Origin of the sequence: Streptomyces sp. NBC_00440, assembly GCF_036014215.1 — a bacterium.
Classification (GTDB): domain Bacteria; phylum Actinomycetota; class Actinomycetes; order Streptomycetales; family Streptomycetaceae; genus Streptomyces.
The window spans coordinates 2,828,082-2,855,034 of the sequence record NZ_CP107921.1; the positions used below are offsets into that span (position 1 = coordinate 2,828,082).

Sequence of the window (26,953 nt, forward strand, 5' to 3'; positions counted from 1 at the left end):
TGTCGCCGAAGCGGTTCGCCCCCGTTCCGGCCACCGGACCGGCGTGAATAGGATGGCCGCTCGGAGCCCCCGTACCTTTCGGATCTCCGGTGACCATCCCGCCGAGCCGCCAGGAGCCAGCCCGCATGACAGAGCGCAAGCCCATCGAATCGTGGCTCACGGACATGGATGGCGTACTGATGCACGAGGGCGTCCCCGTGCCGGGAGCCGATGCCTTCATCAAGAAGCTGCGGGACACCGGCAAGCCGTTCCTCGTGCTCACCAACAACTCGATCTACACCCCGCGTGACCTGCACGCGCGGCTGCAGCGGATCGGCCTGGAAGTGCCGGTGGAGAACATCTGGACCTCCGCCCTCGCGACCGCGAAGTTCCTGGACAACCAGCACCCGGGCGGCACCGCGTACGTCATCGGCGAGGCCGGGCTGACCACCGCCCTGCACGACGCCGGGTACATCCTCACCGACGCGGACCCCGACTTCGTGATCCTGGGGGAAACCCGGACCTACTCGTTCGAGGCGCTGACGAGGGCGATCCGCCTGATCAACAACGGTGCGCGCTTCATCGCCACCAACCCCGACAACACCGGCCCCTCGCCGGAGGGCGCCCTGCCCGCGACGGGTTCCGTGGCCGCCCTCATCACCAAGGCGACCGGCAAGGACCCGTATTTCGTCGGTAAGCCCAACCCGCTGATGATGCGCACCGGACTCAACGCGATCGGCGCCCACTCGGAGAGCTCCGCCATGATCGGTGACCGGATGGACACCGACGTGCTGGCAGGACTTGAGGCCGGGATGGAGACCTTCCTGGTACTCACCGGGCTGACCGGCAAGGACGACATCGGCCGCTACCCGTACCGGCCGACCACGGTCGTGGACTCCATCGCCGACCTGGTCGACCTCATCTGACCGGACACCGCCCCGTATCCGTATCCGATCGGACGGCCAACCCGGGGGCGCCGGTCTCACCGCTTCAGTGAGACCGGCGCCCCGGCTCGTCACCCTGCGGTGACCCCGACCCCGTCGACCGTCCAGAACCAGTTGTTGCCCCCGGTGTAGCGGAACCGCACCTGCGCGCTGGTGGCCCCGGCCGGGACCTGGAGCGTGAGGTTCTCGACGCGGGACGAGGTGTCCGCGGTGTACGTCCGCACGCTCACCGGGGCCGCGCCGTCGTAGCTGACCAGCACCTCGCCGCGCTGCGGGGCCTCCTGGCGGTAGTACGTCGTGTACGTGAGGGTCGCCGGGTGCCCGCCCCGCACCCGGTAGGCCGGGCTGATCAGGGTCGAGTCGAAGGTCCCCGTGAAGGACTTGTCCGACCATTCGTCCCCGTCGGCGACCGCGAAGACGCCGCGCGCCCGGACGTTGGACTCGCGCTGCTGGTCCGGTTCGGCCTTCGTCCAGAACTCGTCGGTGGTGAAGGACCAGCCGCGCCACTCGGTGACCCCGCCGGTGCCCATCGCGGAGTTGTCGACCGACCAGCCGGGCGGCGGGGTGTGGGTGAAGCCGATGACGCCAGCCCCGATGCCGCTCTCGTCGACCGGTCCGGTCAGCCGGGGGCGGAGCGCGTCGAAGGCGTCGTCTCCCGGCTGCTGGAGCGGCCTGCCGTCGAGGCCCCAGGCGGGGTCGATGGCGATACCGAGGTGGGCGAGGGCGGAGGCGGCGACATCCGGCATCCGGATGTCGTACCGCGTCGAACCCGCGCCGATCCCGGCGCCCCGCGCTATCAGGAAGGTCTGGCGCTCCTGCCAGCTGGAGCCGCCGTGGCCGCCGGGGTCGGTGTGGCCGTGGTCCGCGGTGACCATGATCAGCCAGTTCTCCGACGCGTACGTCTTACGGGCCTCGATCGCGGCGACGAACTGCCCGACCGAGGTGTCCACGGCGTGGATCGCGTCGAGGTACTCCTGGCTGGCGGCGCCGTGTTCGTGGCCCGCCTCGTCCACGCCGTCGAGCTGGACGAAGTGCGCGTCGGAGTTGCCGGTGGCGAGTTGGCTCACCAGCCGCGAGGTGGTCCCGGTGTCGTACTCGGCGCTCGGGGTGTTGACGCGGGTGTCCACCTTCGAGGAGAAGACCGTGGTGGTGATCGGGTTCCAGGACGCGATGGCGTAGGTGCCGAGGGCCGGCCGGGCGTTCTCGACGCGGGTCAGGAAGTCCGGGTACTGAGCGAAGTTCTGGCCGGCGAAGGTGTTGTCCATCACCTTGTGCTTGTCGGGCCAGACGCCGGTGATGATCGTCGACCAGCCGGGCCCGGAGAGCGTGGGGGCGAAGGGCGCGGCGTACAGCGGGGATGCCGCGGTCAGACCTGCGGCCCGCAGCGCCTTGAGGTGCGGTGCGTCGGCCACTTCGATCTTGCTGAGCAGGGTGCCGTCCAGGCCGATCACCAGGACCTTGGGCTTTCTGTCCGCGGCGCGGGCGACCTGGGCGAGGGGGCCCGCCGCGACGGCGAGGGAGGCGGCGCCGATGAGGAGGGAGCGGCGCGACAGCTGCGAAGACACGTGATCCTCCGGTGAGGGGTGGGGTGCTGAGGGTGCGGGCAGCCCAACGGCCCTGTCAGGACAGGGGCGTTGAGCAAAGGACTAGACCCGTTATCTTTTCGCAATAGATCGCTGACGGCCAGACGCGTGCGGTGAAGTTCTCACCAACACCCGGTTCCCGGGCGGTTGTTCAGTGGCCACAGTGATCAGCTGTGGGTGGCGGACTGCCAGTCCCCGACGTACGACGTGAGGTTCTTGGAGATGTCGTTCCAGTCGGGTGCGAAGACGTCGACGCCCTTCATCAGTGCACTCAGCGCGGTCGCGTTGGCGTCGGTGGCCTTGACCTCCTGGCGGGACGAGAAACCGCCGCCGATCTCGCTGACCTCCTTCTGGGCCTGCTCGGCGAGCATGAAGTCCAGCAGCTTCTTGCCGTTCGCCGAGTGCGGCGCCTTGCTGACCAGACCGGCCGCGTACGGCAGCGCGAAGGTGGTCGGGCTGCCGCCGCCCGACTTCGCCGGGAACCAGATGCCCAGGTTCGGCATGGTCTTCGACTGCGCGTAGCTCATCTGGACATCGCCGTTGGCGGCCAGGATCTCGCCCTTGTCCACCTTGGGCGCGAGCTTGCCGGTCGAGGCGGACGGGCCGACGTTGTTCGCCTGGAGCTTGCCCAGGAACGTCATGGCCGCCTTCTTGGAGCCGAAGTCGTGCATCGCCTTGATGAGTACGGCGGTGCCGTCGCCCGCGACACCCGGTGTGGAGTACTGGAGCTTGTTCTTGTACTTACCGCTGAGCAGTTCGTCCCAGGTGGTGGGGGCGGTCTTGAGCTCCTTCTTGTTGTAGACGAAGCCGAAGTAGTTGTTGACGACCGAGGTCCAGGTCCCGTCGGTCCCCTTGTCGGCCGGGGCGACCTGGCCCGAGCCCTTGGGCGCGTACTTCTGGAGCAGCCCCTTGGCGTCGGCCTGCTGGATGAACGGCGGGAGGGTGACGAGGACGTCGGCCTGGGTGTTGGACTTCTCGCGGACCGCCCGCTGCACGACCTCGCCCGAACCGCCCTCCACGTAATTGACCTTGATGCCCGTCTGCTTCTGGAAGTCCTTGAAGACCCGGTCGTACCAGCCGTCGTTGTTCTCGCCCTTGAGGCCGTCGGCACTGTAGACGGTGACGACCTTGGCGTCGGACGCCGAAGAGGAACCACCGCAGGCGGAGAGGGAACCCGCGAGGACCAGGGCCCCGGCTACGGCGGCGAGCGGCTTGATGGAGTGGCGCATAACGTTTCGTGTCTCCTGGGGTTCTGGGGTCTGAGTGCTGGGTGCTGGAGTCAGGTGAAGTCGGGTGCCGGCGGGGCAGGTTCAGCGGTAGGACGCCCTGGTCCGGATGCGGGAGACCCCGGACAGGACCAGCAGCGTGGCCGCCATGAGGACCACGGCGACCGCCGCGCCCGTGAAGAGCGAGCCCCGGTCGGTGGTCGCGAAGATCTGGACGGGAAGCGGAGTCCAGTCGGGCGGGTAGAGCATCATCGTGGCGCTCAACTCCCCCATGGACAGGGCGAAGCAGAGCCCGGCCGCCGCTGTCAGGGACGGCAGCAGCAGCGGCAGTCTGACCCGCCACAGCACGTACGAGGGACGGGCCCCCAGCGAGGCCGCGGCCTGCTCGTACACCGGGTCGAGACGCAGGATGGCAGCCGAGACCGACTGGTGGGCGAACGCCGTGACAAGAATGGTGTGCGCCAGGATCACGATCGTGGAGGTGCCGTTGAGCAGGACCGGCGGCTTGCTGAACGCCACCAGCACGGCGAGGCCCACGACCACCGAGGGCACCGCGACCGGCAGCATGAACAGGGCGTCCATGAAACGCCGTCCGCGCCTCTTCAGTGCGGCCCCGGCGAGCGCCGCCCAGGTCCCGATGGTCAGCGCGAGCACGCTCGCGCACACGGCGGTGACCAGGCTGGTGGTCAGGGCGTGAAGGGAGTCCCCGCTGGTGGCGGCCGCGTAATGGCTCACGGTCGCGCCCGACGGGAGGGCCCCCGACCAGTTGGTGGCGAACGAGGCCAGCAGGATCACCAGGAGCGGCAGGGCGAACAGGGGCAGGAAGAGGGCGAAGAAGAGGACCCAGGTGGTCCACTTGCCCGTACGGCTATGCACCAGCACGGCGCGCCACCATCCGGTAGAGGGAGTAGAGCCCGACGGAGATCGCCACGTTGACGACGGCGACCACGCACGCGGCCGGGTAGTCGGATTCGAGGATCGCCTTGCTGTACACGAGCATCGGCAGGGTCGTCACGCCCTTGGCTCCGGTGAAGAGCACGATGCCGAACTCGTTGAGGCACATCACCAGCACCAGGCTGCCGCCGGCGGCGAGCGCGGGCAGCGCCTCGGGCAGGATGATCCGCCGCACGATCCGGGCCGGGCCGGCGCCCAGCGACGAGGCCACCTCCAGCTGCGCGGTGTCGAGCTGGGAGAAGGCCGCGAGCAGTGGCCTCATCACGAACGGCGTGAAGTAGGTGATCTCCGCGAGGAGTACGCCCCACGGCGTGGTGAGGAACTGGAACGGCCCCTGGTGCGCGCCGGTCATGTCCGTCCAGGCGCCGTTGGCCATGCCGACCGAGCCGTAGACGAAGAGCAGCGCGAGCGTGATCAGGAAGGACGGGAAGGAGAGGAAGACGTCGATGAACCGGGCGACCGCCTTCCCACCGGGGAAGGGGACGAAAGCGATCACCACGGCGAGCGCGAAGCCGAGGACGAGACAGCCGACGGTGGAGCCGACGGCCAGCCAGACGGTCGTCGTCAGCGCCTGGCGGAAGGCGTCGGATGCGAAGACCTCGGTGTACGGGGCGACGGACACGCCGCCCGTGTCGGGGGTGAAGGACTGCTGGACGACGAGCGCCAGCGGGTAGAGGAAGACCAGCGCCAGCACGGTGACGGGCGGCAGCGCCCAGATCCAGCGGGGCAGTGAACGGGGCGCGGCGGGGGCGGTCCGGGCGGTCGCCGCGACCGCTGTGGCGCTAGCCATCGGACGCTCCCGCGCCCGCGTTCGCCGGTGTTGATGCCCCTGCGGCCCTGTCGGCGATACCGCCGGGTGTCGTCGGGTCCGGTGTGGCGGTAACCGCTGCCGTCCCGACCGGTGACCCGCCCGGTGACCCGCCCGGTGTCCCGTCCGGTGTCTCCCCCGCTGTCACGCCTGCTGTGAGCAGCACCGCGTCCTCGGCGGCGAAGTGCAGCGTCGCCGCGTCGCCCAGCGCCGGGGTCTCGCGCAGTTCGCGCACATCGGCCTTGACCCGGTGACCGTCCAGGTCGACGAGCAGCCGGTGGGTGGAGCCGCGCCACTGGACCTCGGCGATCCTGCCGCGCAGGGCGTTCGGGCCTTCGCCGAGCCCGACCAGATGCGGGCGTACGCACAGGGTGGCCGTGGCGCCTGCGGCGGCGCCGTCCGTACCGGTCACCGTCAGCTCCGTACCGGCGAAGGAGACCACGGCGCCGCCGTCGGCGCCCGCTGGCGCGCTCCGTACCGTGACCGGCAGGAGATTGGCGTTGCCGACGAAGGAGGCGGTGAACTCGCTGCGGGGGCGGCGGTACAGCTCCTGCGGGGTCCCGCAGTCCTGGAGCCGGGCACGGTCCATCACAGCGATACGGTCAGCCAGGGTGAGCGCCTCGACCTGGTCGTGTGTGACGTAGAGGATCGACACCTCGGGCAACTCACGGTGCAGCCGGGCCAGTTCGGCCAGCATCCCGGACCTCAGCTGGGCGTCGAGTGCGGAGAGCGGCTCATCGAGAAGCAGTACCCCGGGCCGGATGGCCAGGGCCCGCGCGATGGCGACGCGCTGCTGCTGGCCGCCGGAGAGTTCGCGCGGGTAGCGCTTGGCGTAGGAGGCCATGCCCGTCATCCCGAGCGCTTCGGCGACGCGCTCCGGGATCTCGCCCCTGGACACCTTCTGCGCCCGCAGGCCGAAGGCGACGTTGTCCTCGACGCGCATGTGCGGGAAGAGCGCGTACTGCTGGACGACCATGCCGACGCCCCGCCGGTGCGGGGGCAGTTGTGTCACGTCGCGGCCACCGATGAGGACCCGCCCGGCGACGGGCTGGACGAAGCCGGCGACGGCGCGCAGGGCGGTGGTCTTGCCCGATCCCGAGGGGCCGAGCAGGGCCATCACCTCACCGGGCTCGACGGTCAGATCCAGCGAGTCCAGAACGGTGGTCCCGCCGCTCCTGCCCTTGGCGCCGTACGCGACCGAGACCCCGTCGAAGCGGATGCCGCTGGTGGTGCTGGTGCTGCTGGTCATATCTGCACCGGCGGGGCCAACCGTGCCAGCAGATCGGGCAGTTCGGCGACCGAGCCCAGGACATGGGTGGCGCCGTGCTGCTCCAGCTGACCGCGGTCGTGGGCGCCGGTGAGGACACCGGCCACCACACGGGCCCCGGACCGTACGCCGCTGAGCATGTCGTACGAGGTGTCGCCCGCGACCGCGAGCTGCTCCACCCCGTCCACAGCCCCGGTCCGCAGGAACGCCGCGAGCACCATGTCCGGGTAGGGCCGTCCGCGACCGCCCGCGTCGGCCGGGCAGAGCGTCAGCTCGACCAGGTCCTGCCAGCCGAGCGCGGCGAGGATCGCGTCCTGGGTGGCCCGGGCGAAACCGGTGCTCAGGACCACGGTCCGGCCCTCGCCCTGCATCCGCTCGATGGCTTCGCGTGCGCCGGGGACGGGAGCGATGTGTCCGGCGCCGACCTGCTCGCCGTACGCCTCCTCGAAGGCGGTGTTGGCCTGCCGGGCCTTCTCCTCATCGCCGAAGAGGTGCCGGAAGACGGAGATCTTGGACTCGCCCATGGTGGCGCGGACATGGTCGAGCATCGAGTCCGGTTCGGCGCCCATCCGCCGGGCCGCGGCGGCGAAGGCCCGCTCGACGAGACCCCCGTCGGCGACGGTGGTGCCCGCCATGTCGAGCACCACCAGATTGATCGGCTTGTTCACGGTCAACTCACTCACCATCCGAGGTCGTTCGCGGTCTTTTCGGCTATCGCCGGGGAACAGGTCATGCCGCGTCCGCCGGGCCCGGTGACCAGCCACACGCCGTCGCGCACCTGCTCGCGGTGGATGACGCGGGCGGTGTCGGTGCACTGCGCGTACACCCCGGCCCAGCGGTGGCGGATCTTCGGCAGCGGGCGCCCGAGGAAGGACTCGGCGACGCGGGCGACGTGCTCGTACGGCTCTTCGCGCACATCGAAGGCGAAGGGGTGCTCGTACTCATGGGTATCGCCGATGGTCAGCCCGCCGTCCGCACGCTGCACCATCAGCAGCTGCATCCGGTGTGCGGCGGCCACCGGGTCCTGGGCCTGCTGCGCGTTGAGCGCGTCGAGGGCCCCAGAGGCGTACGCCGGGTAGTAGCGGAAGGAGTCGGCGTCGGCCACGGACGTGGTGAGGCGCTCGCCGAGCGGTTCGGTCTGCATCATCTGGAGGCGGACCCGCCGGACCGGCAGCTCGGGGGCGAGTTCGCGCACCAGGCCGCCGAGCCAGGCCCCGGTGCAGAGGACGACGACGTCGCCGGTGTGCACATCACCGTGGTCGTCGCGCACCGAGCCGGGGCCGACGACGGCACGGACCTCACGCCCGCCGATGTAGGTGTATCTCCCGGATGCCAGCAGGGCCTTCTTCAGCTCCAGTTGGGCGGTGCGCGGCTCCACGGCCGCGTCCTGCCCGCACCACAGGGCCGCCTCGAACTCACCCCGGAGGGCCGGGTTGATCTCGCGCGCCTCCTGCGCGGTCAGCAGCCGGTACCCGCGCGCCGCCGCGTCGTCCCGCTTCGACGCGGCCTCCGCGACGTCCCGTTCCAGGGAGTTCCGTACGGGGGTGAGCGACCCGGTGGCGCGGAAGCCGATGCCCGGCACCCGCGTCCCGATCTCCTCCCAGAGCTCCCGGGCGCGCAGCGCGGTCGCCAGCTCCTCCCCGCCTGCCCGCCCGCTGACCCACACCTGCCCGAAGTTACGGAGCGAGGCGCCCCGCGCCTCGGTCTCGCGCTCGATCTGTACGACCTCGTGGCCGCGTTCCACTGCGTGCCAGGCGTGCATGGTTCCCACCACGCCGGCTCCTACGACGATGACTCTCACGACGGCAACGCTGCTGGGAGCGGGTGTCCCGGTACCGACCCCAGGGCAACGGCACGGTGAACAGCCCCACAAGTCTGGACTAGACCCGTTACGTTTCTGTTACCGGAGTGGCCCGGGTACGGGCGCGGTGCGGGCGTCCCGGATCAGCCCGGCGCGAGGTGGGTGGTGAAGCTGAACCGGTCACCCCGGTAGAGCGTCCGTACACGCTCCAGGGGCAGCCCCTCCGTGTCACGGGAGACCCGGTGGATCAGCAGCATCGGCAGCGCGGGCGGCGTTCCGATGAGCAGCGCCTCGCGCGGGGTGGCCAGGACCGTCTCGATCCGCTCGTCGGCGTCACCGAAGGCGATGCCCTGCCGGTCGCGGAGGAAGCCGTAGAAGGAGGAGTCGGGGTCGAACTCGCTGTCCAGGGAGGGGACTCGGGCCACCGCGACATAGGTGCTCTCCAGGCCGACCCGTTCGTCGTCCGCGAGCAGCACCCGCTCCAGATGCCAGACCGGCTCGCCCCGGCCGAGCCCGGTCTCGGCGGCGAGCGCTTCAGGGCAGGGGAAACGGTCCAGCGAGATGAGATGGCGCCCGGGGGTGCGGCCCTGGCGGCGCACTCCCTCGGTGTAACTCGCCAGCGACAGCGGCTGTTCGAGCTTGGGGCCCGCGACGACGGTCCCCCGCCCCTGCCGCCGCAGCCGCCCCTCCAGGACCAGTTCGCGCAGCGCCTGCCGTACGGTCTCGCGGGACACCTCGTACCGTACGGCCAGATCGCGCTCGGTGGGCAACGCCTCGCCCTCGCCCAACTCCTCCATGAGCAGCGAGACATGAGCCTTGACCGCGTAGTACTTGGGGATGCGGCCGTGCTCCGGGATGCCGGAGCGGATCGGTGCGCCAGGTGCCTGGCTGTGCGGGTAGTCCACGGGGCGATGGTCCCAGACCCGGGTGAACGGGCATGCCACGGCGGTGGTGCCGCTGTTGTACTCCGACGGGCTGCACCGCGACGGGCTGCGCTGCTGCTGGATCTGCCGCTACTGGATGTGCTGCTGCCGGCGGCGCTGGATTCTCGGGCGCCGTGATCCCACGACCAGAGCCGCGCCGAGCAGGACGCTGGTGCAGGCGATGGTGCCCAGCGTGCGCAGCCGGTGCGAACCGGTCCTGGCGAGCTCACCGGCGAAACGGTGGGCGCCGATACGGGGGCCGACCTCGGGCCCCACACCGATCCGGCCGCCGATGTCCCCGTTGTGTTCCCGGCCGGGAATGCGTTCCCCGGGTACGCGCTCGCCGGGGACGTCCGTCCTGGTGGGGTCGGCGGGCGGGGCGCCGTTGATGGCGAAGCGGTAGTCGTCGGATTCTCCGACCCAGTCACCGTCGTCGCCGTGCCGCCGGACGACCGCGGCGTTGGCGGTGACGTCGTCCGGGGTGGTGCCATCGGCGAACGCGAGCCGGACCGGGACGGAGACGGTCCGCCCCGCCGGAATGTCGAACCCGCCGACCCCGGCAGTCTTGTCGGTCCCGGCAGCCCCGTCGGCCTTGCCCGCCTTGCCCGCCCTATCGGTCCCATCGGTCCCATCGGTCCCATCGGTCCCATCGGTCCCGTCCCCGAACGGGCCGATGTGCTCGTCCTCGTCGGTGGTCGTGAAGGGCACGGGCCGCCAGCGGTGCGCGGCGGGGTCGTTGAACTCCAACTGGATCTGGCTGTCCTTCAGTTCCCTGCCCCGGTCGACGAGGACAACGACCGGGTGGATGTCCTGGCAGGCGCCGTCGGAGGTGTTGGTCAGTTCGAGCGACCAGGTGTCGTACGCGCCGCCGGGCACGTACGAGGTCGGACCGCCGTGGATCCTGGCCTCGACCGGGAAGGCGGAGCCGTCCCGGTCGGCACAGAGGGGCGCGGAGTCGCTTCCGTCCCGGACAGCGGCGTTCCGCGCGGTGACGTCCTGCGCGATGGCCGGTGGCGCGGCCGCAAGCAGCAGCAGGGCGGCCAGAGCAGAGGTGGCGGCGGCCGGGGCCGCTCCGGTGGGGAGGGCACTGCGCAGTCGCATGGGGACGCCTTTGCTGATCGCGTAGGTCCGGGCTCCGTACACCGAACCGCACTACGCCGCCCCGCCGGGCCCGCCACGACCACGTACCGCCGAATGCCCCGGACCTTCCCACCTGATCAGCCCATTGCCATCAAGTCCTACGGGCGTTGAACGGCACCGCCGCCCGCCCGAAGTGCCCGAACACCGGGGCGAGCGCCAGCTGTGCCGCCCCCTCGGCGACGAGCCGTCGCCCACCACCCGCCGCCGCCACCGGGACCGCCTCCGCGCCGCCCGCGTGCCGGGCCCGCTCGGCGAGTACGGCGCCCACGCCCCGTACGAAGACATCCGGGGCGGCGTCCACCGTACGGCCACCGAGCAGCACCCGGTCGACGTCGAGCAGCCGTACGAGATTGGCCGCGCCGACACCGAGGAAGCGCGCGGCGGCCGCGTGGTCGCCCCCGGCGACGGCGGCCAGGCAGAGCGCCTCGACGCAGCCCCGGCCGCCGCAGCCGCACAGCGGGCCGTCGAGCTGCACGGTCTGGTGCCCGAACTCCCCGGCGCCGGTACGCGGCCCCCGGTAGAGCGCGCCCCCGAGCACCAGACCGGCGCCGAGCCCGGTCCCGAGATGCAGATAGGCGAACGAGTCGCCCGGTCCACGCAGCGCCAGGCCGAGGGCGGCCGCGTTGGTGTCCTTGTCGAGGACGACAGGCAGGCCGAGGCGTTCCGCGAGCGCGTCGCGCAGCGGATAGCCGTTCCACTGCGGGAATCCGGTGACCCGGCGCAGCACCCCGGTGTCGTGGTCGAGGGGACCGGGGGCGGCGACCCCGACGCCCAGGACCGCGGGCCGGCCGCCGACGGCATCCGTCCCGCCCGTGCCCGCCGCCACTCGTGGCACCTCGCCCGCCCGCACCCGGGACACTCCATCGGCCACCACCCGGGACACCGCATCGGCCGCGGCCCCGGCCACCGCGTCGGCGCCCGCCCCGAAGTCCAGCTCCGTGCTCCGGTCGGCGACGACCGCCCCCGCCAGGTCCACCAGCACCGCGCTCACCCGGTCCCGGTCCAGATGCAGCCCGACCGCGTACGCGGCGCCCGGCACCAGCCGCAGCACCGTGCGCGGCTTGCCTCCCGTGGAGGCCCGGTGGCCCGCTTCCGCCGCGAAACCGTCCGCCCGCAGCCGCGCGGTGATCTTGCTGACGGCCTGCGGGGTGAGGCCGGTCCGTTCGGCGAGTTCGAGGCGGCTGATGCCGGCCTCCCCCGCCGTACGCAGCAGTTCGAGCACGAGCGCCGCGTTGTGGCTGCGCAGCGCGGGCAAATTGGCGCCGGACCCGGCGGTTTCGCTCCTGTTCACGCCCCCATTGTGCGGCACACTTGCACTTTGGCAACACCGTTGCTTAAGTGGTTGGCATGACTGCTCGCATGACCGCTCGCACGACTGCGGACCCGCTCCGCGTCGGACTCGTCGGCTACGGCCTCGCGGGTTCCGTCTTCCACGCACCGCTGATCTCGGCCACCGACGGCCTGGTTCTCGACACCGTCGTCACCTCGAACGAGGAGCGCAGGGAGCAGGCGCGCGCCGAGTTCCCCGGCGTCCGGTTCGCCGGCTCCCCGGACGAGCTCTGGCCGTACGCGGACGAGCTGGATCTGGTCGTGATCGCGTCCCCGAACCGGACGCATGTACCGCTCGCGACCGCCGCGATCCAGGCCGGGCTGCCGGTCGTCGTGGACAAGCCGCTCGCGGGCTCGGCCGCCGAGGCCCGCGAGCTGGCCGCGCTCGCCGATGAACGCGGCCTGCTGCTCTCCGTCTTCCAGAACCGCCGCTGGGACAACGACTTCCTGACCCTGCGGGAGCTGATCGCCGACGGCCGGCTGGGCGAGGTCCAGCGTTTCGAGTCCCGCTTCGAGCGGTGGCGCCCGCAGCTCAAGGGCGGCTGGCGCGAGTCCGGCGACCCGTCGGATATCGGCGGGCTCCTCTACGACCTGGGCAGTCACATCGTCGACCAGGCGCTGGCCCTCTTCGGCCCGGCGGTCCGGGTGTACGCGGAGTCGGACGTCCGCCGCCCCGGCGCACGCGCCGACGACGACACCTTCATCGCCCTCACCCATGCGAACGGCGTCCGTTCCCATCTGTACGCCTCCGCCACCACCGCCCAGCTCGGCCCGCGCTTCCGGGTGCTCGGCTCGGCAGCCGGCTATGTGAAGCACGGGCTCGACCCCCAGGAGGCGGCGCTGCGCGAGGGCGCGCGCCCCGCGACCACGGCGCACTGGGGCGTGGAGCCCGAGTCGCTGTGGGGCCGCATCGGTGCGGGCGAGTCCCCGCTGACGGGCGGCGGTTCGCCCGTACCGACCCTGCCCGGCGACTACCCGGCGTACTACGCGGGTGTCGCGAAGGCCCTGCGCGACGGCGGCCTGCCGCCGGTCACGGCGGCCGAGGCGGCGGCGACGCTGGACGTCATCGAGGCCGCGCGGACCTCCGCGCGCGACGGCGTCACGGTGGAGCTGTGAGCGCCGCCTGACCACCCGGCCGTACGGGGGGCAATGGCCAACGCCCGTTTCCGGAACGGCTGTTCGCGCTCGCTGGACAGGATGCGCCCCGGCCCGGACGCACTCTCCGGCCGGGACGCACTCGTACGGCCCGGACCGGATCAGCGGCCGTACGCCCGCAGGAAGACCTGCACCCCGACTGCCGTGATCCGGTCGGTCTCCTCCGGGGGCAGCGGGCTGATGCCCCAGTACGACCGGTGCACGATGTCGGTCGACGTCAGCGTCATGAAGTGCGCGGCGGCCTGTGCGGGGTCGCCGCGCACATCGACCAGCTCCGCCGCGTCCAGCGCGGCCATCGCGACGGCAAACTGCCGCACCACCGCACGCGGCCCGGCCTCCTGCCAGGCGTCCAGGACCTCGGCCGGGACGTGTCCGGCCTCCGCGTAGATGTGCCGCACCAGCGAGAAGTGGTTGCGGAACTCCGCCATCAGGCCGACCCAGGCACGGGCGAGAGCCAGCAGGTCCCGCTCCAGATCCGCCGCGCGCGGCAGCCGGTCCACGTCCAGATACCTTTTCAGCAGGGCCAGTTGAGCATCCCGCACCTGGCCCGAACTCCACTGCACCACCGTACGGAAGAGCTCTTCCTTCCCGCCGGGGAAGTGGTTGTACAGGGTACGAGTGGAGGCGCCGGCCTCGGCGGCGATCGTGTCGATGCTCGCGCGCGAGTAACCGTCCCGCCCGAACACCTCGCAGGCGGCGTGCGAGATCGACGCCGCCTTGTTCGTCCTGGCGCGGCGCGGCGCGGCCACCGCCTTCCCTCCGGTACCCGTGCTGGTCATCGGCGCTCCTTCATCATGGGCATCACCATATCTACAACGTGCGTTGCAATTTCCACAACGCGCGTTGTAGCTTACTGGATGTGGCCGCAGAACGCGGCCCCATCACACGACGCCCAGGGGGACTCCCATGCCCGAGACCGACATAGAGACTGCGAACGCTTCCCGGACCGGGGCCGCCGCCGGGGCCGCCGCCGGGACTGCTCCCGGGTCCGCTCCCGCCGGTGGCGGCGTCCGCCGGGACTCCGCCCTCCGGGTCGCCGTCATCGTCGGGAGCGTCCGGGGCGGCCGTCTGGGGCCGACGGTCACCGACTGGTTCACCGGCGCCGTCAGCGACCGTACGGACATCGAGCTGGACGTCGTCGACGTCGCGGAGCTGGAACTCCCGGTGCACATGCCCGGCTGGGACGGCCTGCCCGCCACCTCTGCGGAGACCCGGGCGGCGCTGGGCGACGTCAGCCCGAGGCTGGCCGGGGCGGACGCGTTCGTCGTCGTCACGCCCGAGTACAACCACAGCTTCCCGGCCTCGCTCAAGAACCTCATCGACTGGCACTACAGCCAGTGGCAGGCCAAGCCGGTCGGCTTCGTCTCGTACGGCGGGCTCGGCGGCGGGCTGCGCGCGGTCGAGCAATTGCGGCAGGTCTTCGCCGAGCTGCACGCGATGACCGTGCGGGACTCCGTCAGCCTGCACGGGCCGTGGTCCGGGCTCGGCGCGGACGGCAAGCCGCTCGACGAGGCGGTCTGCGCGGGCGCCGCCAAGGGCATGGTCGACCAGCTGGTCTGGTGGGGCCGCGCGCTGCGCACCGCCCGCGCCGACCACCCGTACGGCAGCTGACCGGGCCTGCCATGCCTACCGCAGACCTCCGCGCCGGAGCGGCTCCCGGACTGACCGGCATCCTCACCGTCGTCATCGTCGGCTCGGTCATGGCCGTGCTGGACGTGACCATCGTCAACGTCGCCCTGCACCCGCTCGCCGTCGCGTTCGGGGCCCCGGTCAGCACCGTCCAGTGGGTGTCGACCGGCTACACGCTGGCGCTCACCGCCGTCATCCCGCTCGCGGCCTGGGCCATGCGCCGCTTCGGCGCCAAACGCACCTATCTCACCGCCATCGCCCTCTTCGCCTTCGGCTCCGGGCTGGCCGCGCTCTCCTGGAACATCGAAACGCTGGTGCTCTTCCGGGTGGTCCAGGGGCTCGGCGGCGGTCTGCTGATGCCGGTCGGTATGGCGATGGTCGTCCGCGCCGCCGACCGCGAACGGATGGGCCGCCCGATGGCGCTGCTCGGCATCCCCGTACTGATCGGGCCGGTGAGCGGTCCGGTACTCGGCGGCTGGCTGATCGACGCCGCGTCCTGGCACTGGATCTTCCTGGTCAACCTGCCGATCGGCGCGGTGGCCCTGGTGCTCGCGGCGCGGCTGCTGCGCCGCGACGAGCCGCAGCCGTCGCAGCCGCTGGACGTACCCGGACTGCTGATGCTCTCGCCGGGTCTCGCCCTGCTGATCTACGGCCTCTCCACCGGCGGCGCGCACGCCGGCCTCACCTCACCGGGGGCGCTGCTGCCGGCCGTCGCGGGGCTGCTGCTGACCGCGGGGTTCGTGGTACGCGGGCTGACCGCCCGGTATCCGCTGCTGAAGCTGCGGCTGTTCCGCGACCGTACGTTCGCCGCGGGGATCGCCACAATGCTCCTGTTCCCCTGCGGTTACTTCGGCTCGATGCTGCTCACGCCGATGTACTACCAGACGGCGCGCGGCCTGAGCGCCACCCGGGCCGGGCTGCTCGGCATCCCGCTCGCGGTCGCCGTCGGTATCTCGATGCAGATCGCGACCCGGCGGACCGACCGCGTGTCCCCGCGGCTGATCGTGGTCTCCGGCACCGCGGTGGCCGCTCTCGGCCTGTCGCTCTTCGCCGTGCAGGTCGGTCCTGACACGCCGTACTGGCGGCTGTGCGCGGCGATGCTGGTGATGGGGTCGGGCGTCGGCATGGTGATGATGCCCGTCAACACGGTGGCGACCCGCGGGCTGGCCCCCGACGACGTGCCGTCGGGGAGCACGGTGCTGAACATCGTCTCGCAGGTCGGCACATCGGCCGGTACGGCGCTGGTCTCGGTCCTGCTGGCGTCCCGCCCGTCCGGTCCGCCGGGCGGCGCGGGACGGGCGGACGCCTTCCAGTTCACCTACTGGTGGGCGGTCGGGCTGCTGGCCCTGGCAGCCGTACCGGCACTGCTGCTGCCGAAGGGCCGCCGCGCCCCCGCGGAGGGTCCGGCGGAACCGCTCCGCCGGCCGGTCCCGGACCGGAGGACCCCGGCCTGAGCCGGGCGGGGTGACGACCGGGGGCGTGCAACCGGGGGCCCGACGCCCAGCGGGGGCGGCCCGCGGGCCGGTGGCCGCCCACCGGCCCGCAGCCGGTCCGGAGCAGCAGACCGGACCGCCCGCAGCCATCCAGTAACAGGCCCGAGCCCCCGCAGACGGCCCGCAGGCGGCCGGACCTGCCGCTACGCGTCCTTGAGCGGCTGCCGCTGCCGTCCGAGCCCTTCGATCTCCAGCTCCACGACGTCCCCGGCCCGCAGATAGGGCTTGGGTTCGGGCTGCCCCATCGCCACCCCGGCAGGCGTACCGGTGTTGATGACATCGCCCGGGTACAGCGTCATGAAGTGGCTCAGGTACCGCACCACTTCACCGACCGGGAAGATCTGGTCGGCGGTCGTGCCGTCCTGCTTCAGCTCGCCGTTCACCCACAGCTTCAGCGGGAGCGCCTGCGGGTCGGCCACCTCGTCGGCGGTCACCAGCCACGGGCCGAGCGGATTGAACGTCTCGCAGTTCTTGCCCTTGTCCCACTGGCCGCCGCGCTCGATCTGGAAGGCCCGCTCCGATACGTCGTGCGCGATCGTGTACCCGGCGACATGGCCGAGCGCCTCCTCCGCCGACCCGAGGTAACGGGCCGTACGCCCGATGACGACGGCCAGCTCGACCTCCCAGTCGGTCTTCTCGCTGCCGCGCGGTACGAGCACGGTGTCGTCGGGGCCGACCACGGTGTCCGGCGCCTTCATGAAGACGATCGGTTCGGCGGGGATGGCCGCACCCGTCTCCGTCGCATGGTCGTGGTAGTTCAGCCCGATACAGACGACCTTGCCGATCCGGCCGACCGGCGGCCCGATCCGCGGCGCGTCGCCTTCGATGGCGGGCAGCACACGGGCCGCGGCGGCGGCCCTTATCCGGTCGAGCGCCGCCTGGTCGGCGAGCAGCCCTCCGTCGATGTCCGTAACCAGCGCGGAGAGGTCACGGAGGGTTCCGTCGGCGTCGAGCAGTGCGGGGCGCTCGGCCCCGGCCGTTCCGACACGCAGCAGCTTCATGGTCAGTCTCCCAACGATTGGACCGGTCCGGCCGATGGGTTGCGGCCATCGGGGGATTGGCTGATCCTCCAAGTTCGAGGTCCAGGCCGCAAGACCCCGTTCACAAGGTGGACCGCCGGGCTCCGCGATGGCGCCCGGCCGAGCCGCAGCTCAGGCCGGTGCGGAGGCCGGGCCGCCCGGTCGGACGGCCCCCTGCACGGGGATCGGCGGGACCGCTACATCGGGCTGGCGACGGCTGCCGCGGCGGGCATCGTGTCCCGGTAGAGGAAGGCGCGCTCGACGGCGGTCCAGGTGGTGCTGGTGACGACGTACAGCGCGGCCGCGAGCGGCACGTAGGACACCGTGAGCAGCGTCATGAACGACATCAGCGGCATCACCTTGCTCATCGCGCCCATCACACCGGCTCCGGGCCCCTCGGCGGCGGGGGTCGGAGAGGCGGCCATCATCCGCTTGGTACGGCCGTAGTTGAAGGTGGCCACGGCGGTGACGATCGCGAAGAGCACCAGGTAGATGACGCCTTGTTCGCCGAGGAGCCCGCCGTGCCCGATCGCGTCCCGCAGCCGGCCGCCGAGGGGGCTGCCCATGAGGGTGTGACCGAGCAGGGAGTTGGACGAGCCGCCGATCTGCGGACTGGAGAACAGGTGGTACGTCACGAAGAAGGCGGGCATCTGGAGAAGGCTCGGCAGGCAGCCGCTGAGCGGGGAGATCTTCTCCTCGGCATGCAGCTCCATGATGGCCTTCTGCATCTTCTGCGGGTCCTTGGCGTGCTTCTTGCGCAGTTCGGCCACGCGCGGGGCGAGTTTGGTGCGGGCTTTCTGGCCCCGGGCCGTGGCCCGCGAGAGGGGGTGCACGGCGAGCCGTACGCAGACGGTGAACAGAATGATCGCGGCGGCGGTCGCCGACCCGTGGAAGAGCGGCTGGAGCAGGTCGGCGAGGTGCGTGACCAGGCTGGCGAACGCTGCGAAGACGGAAGAGAACACGGGAAAACCCTCCGAGGGGTCTCGTCGCGGGCCGGACAGGAAGACATGTCGGCGTGACGGACCGCAGCGGAAACTGGGGTGGTACGTGGGGCGGAGGGGTGTCCTACGCGGCCGTCGGGACGGGACGGCCGGGTGCTCGGGGCCTGGGCCTGCCCGAGGCGTCGGGATCGCGTTGCGGCAGGAAGGCCGTACGCCGTTCACGGTCGCGGATGGCCGTACGGATCCGGGTGCGCGGCACGGCGGGCGCGGTGCGCGAGGCGATGAGCGCGAAGGCGGCGACCGCGGAACCGACCGCGGCGGTGGCGGCCAGTGCGACGGCGGAGGTGAGCGTGCCGCTCTCGGCGAGCAGTGCTTCGGCGAGGAGGAAGAAGAACAGCGCCATGGCGGGGCGGGACAGACGCATGAGCCGAGCGGCCATGTCTCCCACCCCCTTCCTGTTCCGGTCCGCGCAGCGGCTGAATGCGCTGATCACTGCACTCTGAATGCTTGCTGATGCTGAAAACGTATCTCCAGCCGTTATACACGACTCGCTTCGATCGGCTCCAGCAGCCTCCGGGGCTCAAGGAGCGCACGACCGACCGGGTTGCCCGGCTCCGGATCAAGCCCCGCGGCCGGGCGCATCTCCACATCGCCCGGCGGTACGGCCAGGGCGCAGGCCGGGCATTCGCCGTACGCGCCGAGCTCGGTACCGCAGGCGGCGTGGTGAAAGGTGCGCATGGGGAGCGTGCCCGGGACGTGGTCGCGCCCCCACACCCCCAGGGAGCGCAGGACGGGCCAGAGGGCGACACCGTCCTCGGTCAGTACGTACTCGTCGCGCGGCGGGGACTCCTGGTAGCGGCGCTTCTCCAGGACACCGGCCTCGATGAGCGCCTGGAGGCGGGCGGCCAGGACGGCCCGCGGCATCCCGAGGTGGGCGAGGAAGTCGTTGTACCGGCGCACGCCGTAGAAGGCGTCGCGCACGACGAGGAGTGTCCAGCGCTCGCCGATGACCTCCAGCGCCCGTGCGATGGAGCACTGCTGTGCCGCGTAGTCCTTACCCAGTGCCATACGCCCACCCTACTCCACAGGTTCAGTGAATGAACCGACCGTGATAGCGTGAGTTCATTCACTGAACCTATGACATCACCTGGCGGGAATCATGGCTCAGCAAGCGGCACGGACAACACCGGCAGCACGGTCGGCACAGACAGCAGACGCAACACAGACAGCACGGCCGGCAGCGGCACCGGCGACGCAGACCGCACCCACGGCGCAGACCGCACCGGCCGCCGGGAGAGCGGCAGGCTCGGGTGCGACGCTCGCCGTCACCAGCGCCGTCACCGCTGTGGCGCTGATGAACTACACGGCCCCCATGCTCACGATCCCCGGCCTGACCGCCTCCTTCTCCACCCCGGTCGGCGCCCAGGCCTGGCTGATCAACGGCACCCCGCTCGGCCTGGCCGCGCTGCTGCTGGTGGCGGGCAGCCTCGCCGACGACTACGGCAGGCGCAGGCTCTTCCTGATCGGCACGTTCGGACTGGCCCTCACGATCGCGCTGGGCGCCATGGCCCCGACCACGCTCACCTTCACGCTCGCCCGCGCCGCCCAGGGCGCGGCGACCGCGGCGGTCCTGGCGAGCAGTCTCGGCCTGCTGGTCCATGCCTTCCCCGCCGGTTCCGCCCGGATCCGGGCCACCGGTGTGTGGGGCGCGTTCGTCAGCGCCGGTATCGCGGTGGGCCCGCTGCTTGCGGGCCTGCTCGCTCCGTACGGCTGGCGGCTGACGTACGGCGTGCTCGCGGCGGCCACCCTGGCCGGCGCGGTCGTCGCCGCCCGCACGCTCACCGAGTCGCGGGCCCCGCGCGGCGGCCGCCCCGATCTGGCCGGCGCCGCCGCACTCGGCCTCGCCTTCACTTCGCTGGTCAGCGCGCTGACGCTCGGCAGGGACGGCTGGCTGCGCGCCCCTGTCGGCCTGCTGCTGCTCGCGGCGGTCGTGCTCGCGGCGGTGTTCGTCGCCGTGGAGCGGCGCACCGCGACACCGCTGATCGATCTGCGGCTGCTGCGCCGCCCGGAGTTCCTGGCGTCGACGGCGGGGGCGCTGTTCACGGGGCTCGCGGTGATCGGGCTGTTCAGCTTTCTGCCCGCACTGCTCCAGCAGGCGCTCGGCATCTCCCCGCTGACCGGTGCCTGGCTCTTCGTGCTCTGGTCGGGCACAGGTTTCCTGGTCGCGCTCCAGGCCCGGCGTCTCGCGGACCGGGTGCAGGCCCGGCATCAGCTGGCCATCGGCTTCGCCCTGCACGCGGTGGGTGTGCTGACGATGCTCGGCGCGGTGGGTGCCGGCTCGCTGGTACGGCTGCTGCCGGGGCTGTTCATCGCCGGGGTGGGCAGCGGGCTGCTGAACGCCGCCCTGCCGCGCGTCGCCGTCGGGTCCGTCCCGCCCGAGCGCGCGGCGATGGGCTCGGGCGCCAACAACACGGCGCGCTACATCGGTTCGTCGATCGGGGTGGCGCTGGTCATCGCGGTGGCCCCGGCGGGCAGCAACGCCCCGCTGCTGGTCTCGGCAGGTCTGACGGCGCTGGGCGTGCTCAGCATGCTGCTGCTCCGCCCGCGCCGCTGAGACACGCGCCGCTGAGACACGCGCCGCTGAGACACGCACCGCTGAGGCGCCCCGCCCGCGCGAAGCCGCATGGCCGCTTCAGGCGAGGACATCAGCTCCGCCCGCGCCGCCACCGTCATCGCCACCGCCACCGCCACCGCCCGCGGCCCCGATCGGGTCGCGGGCGAGCAGTTCCCCGTCCGGCCGCGGGTCACGGTCCCGCGGCCCCGCGTAGGTCACGGCCAGCGCGACCACGAGGTTGGCGCCGAGCGCGACGATCCCCGCGTTCACACCCCACACCGGATCGTGGTCGCTGAACACGAAGGCACAGACCACCCCCACCCCGACCACCAGTCCGCTGCCCGCGCCGAGCAACGTCAGCCGGCGCCACACCAGACCGAGCAGCAGCATCGGCAGGAGCTGCGCCATCCCCTCGTACGAGATGAGGGACAGGCGTACCAGCGTGTTGGGCGCGGCGTACGTCAGCACCAGCGCCAGCGTGCCCGCGACGACCACCACGCACTGCGACGCGCCCTTCTGCCGCTCCTGCCAGCGCGGTACGAGCGAGAGCACGCTGCGTCCCCACATCGTGCCGATCACCAGCATGAAGATGGCCATCGGCACGATCGAGGAGAGCGCCGCCGCGACCCCGATGACGCCGACGGCCCAGGCGGGCAGCGAGTCCACCACCAGCTTGAAGAGCGCCAGATTGGAGTCGGCGCCGGTCAGGTGCGGCACCACGAACAGGGCGGCCAGGCCGAGGAACATCGGGACGAAGAGCAGGATGTTGTACGCGGGCAGCCAGACCGCGTTCTTGCGCAGTACGTCGGCGCTGCGCGCCCCGAGGTATCCGGCGACGGTGGTCGGGAAGATCACCACGGTCAGCGAGTTGAGCAGTGAGGTCGTCACGTACCAGGCCTGCCCGAGACCGCTGCCGCCCGGCCCGGAGCCGCCGTGGCCGGGGAAGGTCAGCCAGTCGCTCTTCTCGGTGACGACGCGGTGCAGGAAGTCGCCGTACCCGTCGAAGTAGTGCAACGGCACATAGAGCGCGAGGAAGGCGAGGGTGCCGATGACGAGCGCGTCCTTGAGGACGGAGACCCAGGCGCTCCCCCGAAGTCCGCTGATCACGACGAAGCCGGTGGTGACGGCGAAGGCCACGAAATAGGCCCAGTTGAGGCTGATGGCCCCGTACGAGATGGTCGAGACGACGACACCCATGCCGGTGATCTGGAGCTGGATGTACGGCAGCAGGAAGACGGTCGCGAGGACGGCGACGGCCGCGCCGAGCCAGGGCCTGCCGTAGCGGTGCGCGATCATGTCGGTGATCGAGACGAGGCCGTGCCGTCCGGCGTACGCCCAGAGCGTCGGCCCGACGACGTAGCCGAGGGCGTATCCGCAGGACATGTACGCGACCACGTAGAGGACCGGGGCCCCGAAGTTGTAGCCCCAGCCGGCCGCGCCGAGATAGCTGAAGCTGGTGTAACCCTCGCCGGCCATCAGGACCCAGATGAAGACCGGGCCGAGGCTGCGCCCGCCGACGGACCACTCGGCGAGCCCGCCGGTCCGGCCGCCGCGGACGGCGACCAGTCCGAGGACGACGGTCGCGACCATGAACACCGCGAAGATCGACGTGGCGATGGCCGCGTTCACCGACGACCACCCCGCTGGTCCGCGCCCCGGTCCGCGCTCCCGTCCGCGCCCCGGTCCGCACGCCGGTCCGCGCGGTGGGTGAGCCAGACGGCGAGCGGCGTGAGGAGCGTCGCCGCGATCATCCAGAGGAAGAGAAAGGGCAGTACGAGGAGAACGGGCCGCACGCGATTGACCAACGGCACCGCCCCCAGGAACAGCACAAAGGGCACAAGCAGCCACAACAACTGAGGACGACGTCTGAGCACGTAAATGACCTTAGCGCCACCGGCAATTGGGGGGCGGTGTCCCGGCTCCGGTGTGCTCAGCGAGGCCGCATGGACCGCAGGGTGGCCCAGATGGCGAGCCGGTAGCGTGAGGTGTACTCGGGGGTGCAGGTGGTCAGGGTCAGGTAGTAGCCGGGCGCGCTGTAGCCGTACTGCGGCCTGACGGTGCTGCGCGGCACGGCGGCGATCACCCCGCTGTCGCGCGCGGAGGTCTGCGGGATCCCCTTGTCGACGACGTACGTGTACACGGCGCTGCCGGTCTCGATGGTGACGGTGTCGCCGTGCCGCAGCCGGTTGATGTAACGGAAGGGTTCGCCATGGGTGTTGCGGTGTCCGGCGAGCGCGAAGTTCCCCGCCTGGCCGGGCCCGGCGGTCTGCACGTAATGCCCCACATATCCCTTGTTGAGAATGTTCTGCTTGCTGACCCCCTGGGCGATCGGCGCGGTGATCCCGATGCGCGGGATCCGGATCACCGCGTACGCCTTGTCGTAGACGGGCGCACGGGCCGCGCGTTGGCCGCCTCCCGACGTGGGCCGCGACCGGCCACCGGAACCCGCCGCGGGACTGCCGTCCGGACGGGGCGACGGAGTGGCAGGAGTCACATCCCCGTCGCCCGCACCACTTCCGCGCCCCGAGCCGCTGTCCCACTGCCGCTCCAGCGCCTGCACCTGACGGGTGGCGCCCTGCCGGGCCTCGCGGTTGGTCCACCACAGCTGCTGCACGACGAACAGCAGCACGATCAACCCCAGTGTCACGGTCACTTCGGCGCCGGTCCACAGCCCGCGCGCGAGGACGGTACGGCGCCGTGAGGCCGCCCGCCGCACCACTACCGGAATCGCGTCCCGCATCGGCTGCTGCACGGGCGGCACCATAAGCGCTGGATCCAGAAGTCTCCAGAGTCCCGTACGGCAGTACGGTGTGCAGCATGCGCCCCGACACTCCCGCTGATCACCACGCCGAAGCCGAGCGGCTGCTGCGCACCGCAGAGCAGTACCCGGAGGACCAGGAGCCGCTGCTGCTCCAGGCCGCGGCCCACCTGGAACTGGCCGGCGACCGCGCCCGCGCCACGACGCTCTACGACCGGCTGCTGACAGGCCCGGCCGAGAACCTCGCCCTGATCAAGGCCCTGCAGGCGGCCAACCTGTGGGAGTACGGGCACGAGGCGGAAGCCCGCGCCATGATCGACGGCATCCGCGCCTCCACGCCGCAGGACCCGGCTCCGTGGGCGATCGTCGCGGAGACCCTGGAGGCCCACGACGAACCGGACGCCGCCCACGCCACCTTCACCAAAGCCCTGACCCTGCTGGTCGACCCGGCGGAAGAGGTCCCGTACGCCGCCCAGGCTCTTCTCACGGGCCGGCACCGCGTGAGCAGGGCCCTGGGCAACGAGCACGATGCCTGGGACGCCCTGGCGGACTCCCTGCACACCGGCGACATCAGCCTGGACGAACTCCACGACCCGAACCGCCTGTGGGCCCTCGGCTCGAACGACCCGGCGGTCCTGCGCGCGGAAATCGCCCGTCTCCAGTCGGAGTTGGGCACCTACCGGGCAGCGCTGTCCCGCCCGTTCCCGGTGGCGGTCCTGCACTGGCAGGCCCAGGAACTCGCCGAACTCCTGGCGGCGTACCCGGCCCTGGAGTCGGAGTACCCCTCCCACGCGACGCACCTGATCGAAATCGAAGCGGCACTGCGGGAACTGTCCGCGGCGGGCACGACCAACCTGGGCATCGTGACGGGAAGCATCCCGTCGTACGAGGCCTTCGCGGCCTCGGAGTCGGCGTCCCCGTCGGAGACGGAACTGCTCCCCCTGTACGCCACCACACTGGCAGCCCGCGGCCGGGCCGTACCGTGGCCACCGGCCCGCAACGCGGGGTGCTGGTGCGGGTCGGGGAGCGCCTACCGGGAGTGCCACGGGGCCTAGGGCGCCGCTGGACGTTCCTCATAGCGCTACGGGTGGGTCGACGCGGCGGGCCGTGACCCCAGGGGCTGTCCTCCGACCGGATCCGCCGGACAGCCCCTGGGGTCACGGCCCTCATGGTCCAGCCCTCGTAATCCAGCGCTGATAATCCAGCTAAAAATCCTGCGCGGAGTCAGTGACCTCCCCGTTCTCGGAGGAGGAACGGACACGCTGGATGTGCAGGTGCCGAAAGAGGCGGATGACCGGGCGGATCAGCAGTTCGATGCTGCCGATGAGGAAACACCACGTCCCCGTCACGGTCCAGTCGTCGGAGAAGAACATCACGCTGCCGACGATGAACCACACGGCGACAAGGATGTCATTGAGGATGCTGGCAACCTCGTAGCGCCGCCGGATGGCCACTTCCTCGTGCCCGATGTGCAGCGTCAGCGTGCCGGGGGTCGTGCCTGTACTCATACAGCCACGCTACGCGGAGCGCCCCCGCCTCCGCGGGCCTCCCCCGGGCGAGCGACAGGTTCGCCGCCGGGCGGGGTGGTGCGAGCGACGCCGGGGCCGGCGCCGCTCACCACCGCAGGACGGACGCCCGCTACTCCGTCAGCCCAGTTCCTCTTCTTCGACCCTGGCCTCGGCACGGGCCTCCTCGATATGACGCTCCACCCGTGCCGCCGGAAGCCTGAACCTCAGCGCCAGCAGATAGACGACCGCGGCGAGAACGAGGTTGACCAGGAAGCCCCAGCCGAGCCCGATGTACCCCTGGCCCCCGTCGTAATCGCCCATCCAGCTGACGATGGCCAGGCCCACCAGCCACGGCGCCAGCCACGGCAGACCCGCCCGCCAGTCCAGCTTCGGGGCTCGGCCCTTGTCGGTGACCTCGAAGATGGCCAGGAGAACGAAGCCGATGCCGATGGTCGCGAACAGCTTCCAGTTGGTGTTCCAGCCTGCCCAGTAGACGATCAGGTTCGCCGAGTACAGCCCGAGGAACGGAATCACATCACCGCCGGGCACCCGGAACGGCCGGTCCCAGTCCGGAATCTGGCGCCGCATCGCAGCCAGCACGAGCGGACCGGAACCGAAGGACAGCACCGTCGCAGAAGTAATGAATCCGACCAGCTGCTGCCAGCTCGGGAAGGGCAGGAAGACGATCAGCCCCAGCACGAACGTGACGATCAGACTGATCATCGGCGCTCCCCGCGAGGTCGTCTTCGTCAGCGCCTCCGGCGCGTTCCCGTTCCGTCCCATGGCATACGAGATACGAGCCGTGACCGTCGTGTAGACCAGTCCGGTGTCCGCGGGAGAGAGCACCGCGTCGACGTACAGGATGTACGCCAGCCAGCCAAGCCCAATGGCACTGGAGATCGCCGCCAGCGGGCCGAAGTCGTTGGCGAACGTCAGGCTGAGCCAGCCGCCGGAGGCCTTCAGATCGTGCCCCGGGACCGAGGCGATGAAGGCGATCTCCAGCAGGATGTAGATCACTCCGGTGACCAGCACCGAACCGATGACCGCGAACGGGACGTTGCGCTTGGGGTTGTCCGTCTCACCCGCCAGCTCGACGCCTTGGCGGAAACCGAGGAAGGAGAAGGTGATGCCGGCGGTCGAGATGGCCGTGAAAATGCCCTTCATCCCGCCCGGTGCGAACCCGCCGTACTCCGCAGCGGTGAAGTTCCGGCCATGGAACGCTGTGACGGCGAAGGCGACGACCACCAGGATGATGACTGCCAGCTTCCACCACACCAGCGCGTTGTTGACCCGCGCGAACCAGCGGATACCGAAGTAGTTCAACGCCACGAAGAACGCCATCGCGATGACCGCGACCACATAACCGAGTGACGTCAGGGTGTGCGCCCCACTATCCGGATGGAACTGGGTGAAATCTGCCCATTTAGTGGCGTATTGAAGGGCACCTTCCACCTCAATGGGAGCTACGGTCGCCGCGGCGATCCAGTTGATCCATCCCGTGGTGTAACTGGCGAACGACCCGAAGGAGATATGCGGAAAACGCACCACTCCACCGGATACCGGAAACATGGTCCCCAGCTCGGCGAAACACAGCCCGATGAGCAGGATCATCACGGCGGCGATCGCCCAGGAGAAGATCGAGGCCGGCCCAGCCAGCTTGGCCGCATTGAGCGCACCGAAGAGCCAGCCCGAGCCGATGATCGACCCCACGCCGGCGAACAACAGACTGATCCGGCCCATGTCTCGCCGTAGCCTTGGTTTCTCCGAGGATCCACTCGGAGAGTTGGATATATCGGCCATACGACATCCCCTTGTCCCTGCGCCCCGGCTCAGCCAGGCCGTCGGTCCAAGACTTCTTCCGCACAAGCCACTTGGCCGGGCC

At 71.1% G+C, this 26,953-nt stretch carries 27 protein-coding genes; 6 read left to right on the forward strand and 21 right to left on the reverse strand.

Annotated elements, in window-relative coordinates:
- Positions 1-125 precede the first annotated feature (125 nt).
- Positions 126-905, forward strand: coding sequence for an HAD-IIA family hydrolase (locus tag OHB13_RS12605; RefSeq protein WP_328377147.1), 780 nt, complete (start codon positions 126-128; stop codon positions 903-905).
- Between the two features lie 89 nt (positions 906-994).
- On the opposite strand, the gene OHB13_RS12610 is transcribed toward OHB13_RS12605, so the two are convergent.
- The 10 genes from OHB13_RS12610 to OHB13_RS12655 all read right to left on the reverse strand — a co-directional run bounded on the left by OHB13_RS12610 (position 995) and on the right by OHB13_RS12655 (position 11,916).
- Positions 995-2,488 carry an alkaline phosphatase family protein gene (locus tag OHB13_RS12610; RefSeq protein ID WP_266856705.1) on the reverse strand — a complete coding sequence of 498 codons (1,494 nt, stop codon included), beginning with the start codon at positions 2,486-2,488 and terminating at the stop codon, positions 995-997.
- Positions 2,489-2,673: 185 nt separating this feature from the next.
- Complete coding sequence (locus tag OHB13_RS12615; RefSeq protein ID WP_328377148.1) at positions 2,674-3,735, reverse strand: 2-aminoethylphosphonate ABC transporter substrate-binding protein; 1,062 nt, start codon at positions 3,733-3,735, stop codon at positions 2,674-2,676.
- Between the two features lie 81 nt (positions 3,736-3,816).
- The gene (locus OHB13_RS12620; protein WP_328377149.1) at positions 3,817-4,614 is read right to left on the reverse strand and encodes an ABC transporter permease; all 798 of its coding nucleotides are present in this window, start codon (positions 4,612-4,614) and stop codon (positions 3,817-3,819) included.
- The gene (locus OHB13_RS12625; RefSeq protein ID WP_328377150.1) at positions 4,601-5,476 is read right to left on the reverse strand and encodes a 2-aminoethylphosphonate ABC transporter permease subunit; all 876 of its coding nucleotides are present in this window, start codon (positions 5,474-5,476) and stop codon (positions 4,601-4,603) included. The genes OHB13_RS12620 and OHB13_RS12625 overlap by 14 nt, the downstream gene beginning before the upstream one ends.
- Positions 5,469-6,743 (reverse strand): ABC transporter ATP-binding protein, encoded by a 1,275-nt coding sequence (locus OHB13_RS12630; protein WP_328377151.1) that lies wholly within the window; start codon positions 6,741-6,743, stop codon positions 5,469-5,471. The genes OHB13_RS12625 and OHB13_RS12630 overlap by 8 nt, the downstream gene beginning before the upstream one ends.
- Positions 6,740-7,429 carry a phosphonatase-like hydrolase gene (locus OHB13_RS12635; protein ID WP_328377152.1) on the reverse strand — a complete coding sequence of 230 codons (690 nt, stop codon included), beginning with the start codon at positions 7,427-7,429 and terminating at the stop codon, positions 6,740-6,742. The genes OHB13_RS12630 and OHB13_RS12635 overlap by 4 nt, the downstream gene beginning before the upstream one ends.
- An 11-nt stretch (positions 7,430-7,440) precedes the next feature.
- On the reverse strand, positions 7,441-8,562 hold the full coding sequence (locus OHB13_RS12640) for a TIGR03364 family FAD-dependent oxidoreductase (RefSeq protein WP_328377153.1): 1,122 nt from the start codon (positions 8,560-8,562) through the stop codon (positions 7,441-7,443).
- A 143-nt stretch (positions 8,563-8,705) separates the two neighbouring features.
- Positions 8,706-9,467, reverse strand: coding sequence for a GntR family transcriptional regulator (locus OHB13_RS12645; RefSeq protein ID WP_328377154.1), 762 nt, complete (start codon positions 9,465-9,467; stop codon positions 8,706-8,708).
- A gap of 108 nt (positions 9,468-9,575) precedes the next feature.
- Positions 9,576-10,586, reverse strand: a complete 1,011-nt coding sequence (locus tag OHB13_RS12650; protein WP_328377155.1) for a hypothetical protein — start codon at positions 10,584-10,586, stop codon at positions 9,576-9,578.
- Positions 10,587-10,716: 130 nt separating this feature from the next.
- Positions 10,717-11,916 (reverse strand): ROK family transcriptional regulator, encoded by a 1,200-nt coding sequence (locus tag OHB13_RS12655; protein WP_328377156.1) that lies wholly within the window; start codon positions 11,914-11,916, stop codon positions 10,717-10,719.
- Positions 11,917-11,984: 68 nt separating this feature from the next.
- Between OHB13_RS12655 and OHB13_RS12660 the strand changes: the two genes are divergently transcribed.
- Entirely contained in the window at positions 11,985-13,070 is a 1,086-nt protein-coding gene (locus OHB13_RS12660) for a Gfo/Idh/MocA family protein (protein WP_328377157.1), read from the forward strand.
- Between the two features lie 140 nt (positions 13,071-13,210).
- Here OHB13_RS12660 and OHB13_RS12665 read toward each other — a convergent pair whose 3' ends face one another.
- Entirely contained in the window at positions 13,211-13,888 is a 678-nt protein-coding gene (locus OHB13_RS12665) for a TetR/AcrR family transcriptional regulator (protein WP_328377158.1), read from the reverse strand.
- Positions 13,889-14,015: 127 nt separating this feature from the next.
- Here OHB13_RS12665 and OHB13_RS12670 point away from each other — a divergent pair, with 127 nt between their 5' ends.
- Positions 14,016-14,720, forward strand: coding sequence for an NADPH-dependent FMN reductase (locus OHB13_RS12670; protein WP_328377159.1), 705 nt, complete (start codon positions 14,016-14,018; stop codon positions 14,718-14,720).
- 11 nt (positions 14,721-14,731) lie between these two features.
- On the forward strand, positions 14,732-16,192 hold the full coding sequence (locus OHB13_RS12675; protein WP_328377160.1) for a DHA2 family efflux MFS transporter permease subunit: 1,461 nt from the start codon (positions 14,732-14,734) through the stop codon (positions 16,190-16,192).
- Between the two features lie 182 nt (positions 16,193-16,374).
- Here OHB13_RS12675 and OHB13_RS12680 read toward each other — a convergent pair whose 3' ends face one another.
- The 4 genes from OHB13_RS12680 to OHB13_RS12695 form a co-directional block, all read right to left on the reverse strand.
- Complete coding sequence (locus OHB13_RS12680) at positions 16,375-17,232, reverse strand: fumarylacetoacetate hydrolase family protein (RefSeq protein ID WP_266856680.1); 858 nt, start codon at positions 17,230-17,232, stop codon at positions 16,375-16,377.
- A 215-nt stretch (positions 17,233-17,447) separates the two neighbouring features.
- Positions 17,448-18,212 carry a YidC/Oxa1 family membrane protein insertase gene (locus OHB13_RS12685; protein WP_266856678.1) on the reverse strand — a complete coding sequence of 255 codons (765 nt, stop codon included), beginning with the start codon at positions 18,210-18,212 and terminating at the stop codon, positions 17,448-17,450.
- 103 nt (positions 18,213-18,315) lie between these two features.
- A complete protein-coding gene (locus OHB13_RS12690) occupies positions 18,316-18,630 on the reverse strand; it encodes a DUF6412 domain-containing protein (RefSeq protein ID WP_266856676.1) in 315 nt (104 codons plus the stop codon).
- 98 nt (positions 18,631-18,728) lie between these two features.
- Entirely contained in the window at positions 18,729-19,259 is a 531-nt protein-coding gene (locus OHB13_RS12695; RefSeq protein ID WP_266856674.1) for a winged helix-turn-helix transcriptional regulator, read from the reverse strand.
- A 91-nt stretch (positions 19,260-19,350) separates the two neighbouring features.
- Here OHB13_RS12695 and OHB13_RS12700 point away from each other — a divergent pair, with 91 nt between their 5' ends.
- Positions 19,351-20,805, forward strand: coding sequence for an MFS transporter (locus OHB13_RS12700; RefSeq protein WP_328377161.1), 1,455 nt, complete (start codon positions 19,351-19,353; stop codon positions 20,803-20,805).
- Here OHB13_RS12700 and OHB13_RS38755 read toward each other — a convergent pair.
- From OHB13_RS38755 to OHB13_RS12715, 4 genes are read right to left on the reverse strand one after another with little or no spacing between them, the layout of a single operon-like run.
- A complete protein-coding gene (locus tag OHB13_RS38755) occupies positions 20,774-20,887 on the reverse strand; it encodes a pentapeptide repeat-containing protein (protein ID WP_443062996.1) in 114 nt (37 codons plus the stop codon). The genes OHB13_RS12700 and OHB13_RS38755 overlap by 32 nt on opposite strands.
- On the reverse strand, positions 20,884-22,434 hold the full coding sequence (locus OHB13_RS12705) for a sodium:solute symporter family protein (protein WP_328377162.1): 1,551 nt from the start codon (positions 22,432-22,434) through the stop codon (positions 20,884-20,886). Before OHB13_RS12705 ends, OHB13_RS38755 begins: the two co-directional genes overlap by 4 nt.
- Positions 22,431-22,679: a DUF3311 domain-containing protein gene (locus OHB13_RS12710; RefSeq protein ID WP_328377163.1), complete on the reverse strand. Its 249-nt coding sequence runs from the start codon at positions 22,677-22,679 to the stop codon at positions 22,431-22,433. The genes OHB13_RS12705 and OHB13_RS12710 overlap by 4 nt, the downstream gene beginning before the upstream one ends.
- A 56-nt stretch (positions 22,680-22,735) precedes the next feature.
- Positions 22,736-23,545, reverse strand: a complete 810-nt coding sequence (locus OHB13_RS12715; RefSeq protein ID WP_328380280.1) for a class E sortase — start codon at positions 23,543-23,545, stop codon at positions 22,736-22,738.
- Between the two features lie 77 nt (positions 23,546-23,622).
- Here OHB13_RS12715 and OHB13_RS12720 point away from each other — a divergent pair, with 77 nt between their 5' ends.
- The gene (locus OHB13_RS12720; protein WP_266856669.1) at positions 23,623-24,618 is read left to right on the forward strand and encodes an SEC-C domain-containing protein; all 996 of its coding nucleotides are present in this window, start codon (positions 23,623-23,625) and stop codon (positions 24,616-24,618) included.
- A 150-nt stretch (positions 24,619-24,768) separates the two neighbouring features.
- On the opposite strand, the gene OHB13_RS12725 is transcribed toward OHB13_RS12720, so the two are convergent.
- The gene (locus tag OHB13_RS12725) at positions 24,769-25,071 is read right to left on the reverse strand and encodes a YrhK family protein (protein ID WP_328377164.1); all 303 of its coding nucleotides are present in this window, start codon (positions 25,069-25,071) and stop codon (positions 24,769-24,771) included.
- A gap of 138 nt (positions 25,072-25,209) precedes the next feature.
- Entirely contained in the window at positions 25,210-26,811 is a 1,602-nt protein-coding gene (locus OHB13_RS12730; RefSeq protein ID WP_328377165.1) for an APC family permease, read from the reverse strand.
- Positions 26,812-26,953 lie beyond the last annotated feature (142 nt).

What these genes read in the sequence shown, in the direction of transcription:
- OHB13_RS12605 (WP_328377147.1), top strand. Translation starts at nt 126, where the DNA reads ATGACAGAGCGCAAGCCCATCGAATCGTGGCTCACGGACATGGATGGC.
- OHB13_RS12615 (WP_328377148.1), bottom strand. Translation starts at nt 3,735, where the DNA reads ATGCGCCACTCCATCAAGCCGCTCGCCGCCGTAGCCGGGGCCCTGGTC.
- OHB13_RS12625 (WP_328377150.1), bottom strand. Translation starts at nt 5,476, where the DNA reads ATGGCTAGCGCCACAGCGGTCGCGGCGACCGCCCGGACCGCCCCCGCC.
- OHB13_RS12630 (WP_328377151.1), bottom strand. Translation starts at nt 6,743, where the DNA reads ATGACCAGCAGCACCAGCACCACCAGCGGCATCCGCTTCGACGGGGTC.
- OHB13_RS12650 (WP_328377155.1), bottom strand. Translation starts at nt 10,586, where the DNA reads ATGCGACTGCGCAGTGCCCTCCCCACCGGAGCGGCCCCGGCCGCCGCC.
- OHB13_RS12660 (WP_328377157.1), top strand. Translation starts at nt 11,985, where the DNA reads ATGACCGCTCGCACGACTGCGGACCCGCTCCGCGTCGGACTCGTCGGC.
- OHB13_RS12665 (WP_328377158.1), bottom strand. Translation starts at nt 13,888, where the DNA reads ATGACCAGCACGGGTACCGGAGGGAAGGCGGTGGCCGCGCCGCGCCGC.
- OHB13_RS12670 (WP_328377159.1), top strand. Translation starts at nt 14,016, where the DNA reads ATGCCCGAGACCGACATAGAGACTGCGAACGCTTCCCGGACCGGGGCC.
- OHB13_RS12675 (WP_328377160.1), top strand. Translation starts at nt 14,732, where the DNA reads ATGCCTACCGCAGACCTCCGCGCCGGAGCGGCTCCCGGACTGACCGGC.
- OHB13_RS12680 (WP_266856680.1), bottom strand. Translation starts at nt 17,232, where the DNA reads ATGAAGCTGCTGCGTGTCGGAACGGCCGGGGCCGAGCGCCCCGCACTG.
- OHB13_RS12690 (WP_266856676.1), bottom strand. Translation starts at nt 18,630, where the DNA reads ATGGCCGCTCGGCTCATGCGTCTGTCCCGCCCCGCCATGGCGCTGTTC.
- OHB13_RS12695 (WP_266856674.1), bottom strand. Translation starts at nt 19,259, where the DNA reads ATGGCACTGGGTAAGGACTACGCGGCACAGCAGTGCTCCATCGCACGG.
- OHB13_RS12700 (WP_328377161.1), top strand. Translation starts at nt 19,351, where the DNA reads ATGGCTCAGCAAGCGGCACGGACAACACCGGCAGCACGGTCGGCACAG.
- OHB13_RS12715 (WP_328380280.1), bottom strand. Translation starts at nt 23,545, where the DNA reads ATGCGGGACGCGATTCCGGTAGTGGTGCGGCGGGCGGCCTCACGGCGC.
- OHB13_RS12720 (WP_266856669.1), top strand. Translation starts at nt 23,623, where the DNA reads ATGCGCCCCGACACTCCCGCTGATCACCACGCCGAAGCCGAGCGGCTG.
- OHB13_RS12725 (WP_328377164.1), bottom strand. Translation starts at nt 25,071, where the DNA reads ATGAGTACAGGCACGACCCCCGGCACGCTGACGCTGCACATCGGGCAC.
- OHB13_RS12730 (WP_328377165.1), bottom strand. Translation starts at nt 26,811, where the DNA reads ATGGGCCGGATCAGTCTGTTGTTCGCCGGCGTGGGGTCGATCATCGGC.